The sequence below is a fragment of the Variovorax sp. Soil_C_39 genome, from assembly GCF_057656815.1.
In genome coordinates, this window is the sequence record NZ_JBDGJQ010000034.1 from 1 (window position 1) to 1,377 (window position 1,377).

Sequence of the window (1,377 nt, forward strand, 5' to 3'; positions counted from 1 at the left end):
TGAGCTGGCCCCTTGAATGACAGGACACGGTCTATCGCTTATCTTTAAAGATAGGAGTAGGACTGTGAGTACGACTAGGAATACGGATACCGTCGAAGTGATCATGAGGGACCAGCGCCGCAGGCGCTGGTCCCCTGCAGAGAAGGCCGCGCTGGTTCGTCGAAGCTACGAACCTGGCATGAGCGTGTCGCTCGTCGCACGCCAGGAAGGCGTTGCCGCAAGCCTGCTGTTCCAGTGGCGCAAGCTGGAGCGGCAAGGGGCGCTGACGGCTGTATCGGCGGGCGAGGCTGTGGTGCCGGCTTCGGAACTGGCCACCGCTCGTGCCGAGATCGCCAAGCTACAGCGCGTGCTTGGCAAGAAGACGCTGGAGAACGAGATCCTCAAGGAAGCTGTGGAGTACGCCGCAGAAAAAAAGTGGATTGCGCGCTCGCCCTTGCTGGACGGGGACGGCCAGTGAAGGCCGTCTGCCAGGCCCTTGGGTTGGCGCGCTCGAACATTCATCGCTTGCAAGCTCGCCCCGAGTCCTGGATCGACGCCCGGACACGACGCACGGCGCCTGCAAGCGACGTGGCCTTGCTCGACGAGATCAAGGCCCAGATCATCGAGTTGCCGACCTATGGCTACCGGCGTGCCTGCGCATTGGTGAACCGGCATCGAGCCACCACCGGTGCGCCGCGAGTGAATGCCAAGCGCATCTACCGCGTGATGGCGGCTCATGCATTGCTGCTACCGAAGGCGCCGAGACGGCGCCAGTCCAGCCGGCCCCACGAGGGCAAGGTGGCCGTCGCGCACAGCGACATGCGCTGGTGCTCGGACGGCTTCGAGATCAAGTGTGATTCGGGGCAGACCGTGACCGCGACCTTCACCAAGGACTGCTGCGACCGTGAGATCCTGGCCTATCGGGCATGGGAGGGCAAAGGGCTGCCGGGCGAGCCGGTGCGCGAAATGCTCATCGAGGCCGTGGAGAAGCGCTTCGGCGGCGTCGAGGGTGTTCCCAGTACCCACGCCTTGGAGTTCCTCTCGGACAACGGGGGCGCCTACATCGCGGCCGAGACCCGGCAGATCGCTCGACAACTGGGCCTGAGCCCAGTCAACACGCCCGTGTGCAGCCCCCAGAGCAACGGCATGGCCGAGAGCTTCGTGAACACGTTCAAGCGCGACTACGTCAGCCGCATGGACCTTGCCGATGCGAGAACGGTGATGGCGCAGATGGCCGCAGCCTTCGAGCACTTCAACGAGGTGCATCCGCACTCGGCATTGAAGATGAAATCACCCAGGGAGTTCAGGCAGCATCGCGCTGCCCACCAGCGCCTTGCTCAGATCGAGCAGACGCTACATTGCGAATAGTCCGTGTCCTGAAATACGGGGGCAAGATCA

At 63.4% G+C, this 1,377-nt stretch carries 1 protein-coding gene; it reads left to right on the plus strand.

The features are described 5' to 3' along the window. Positions 1-103: 103 nt before the first annotated feature. Positions 104-1,347 (plus strand): IS3 family transposase gene (locus AC3A6J_RS27965; RefSeq protein WP_487863266.1). Its coding sequence is split into 2 segments (ribosomal slippage): positions 104-401 and positions 401-1,347, totalling 1,245 coding nucleotides; the frame shifts between segments, so codons are not numbered across the junction. Positions 1,348-1,377: the final 30 nt, after the last annotated feature.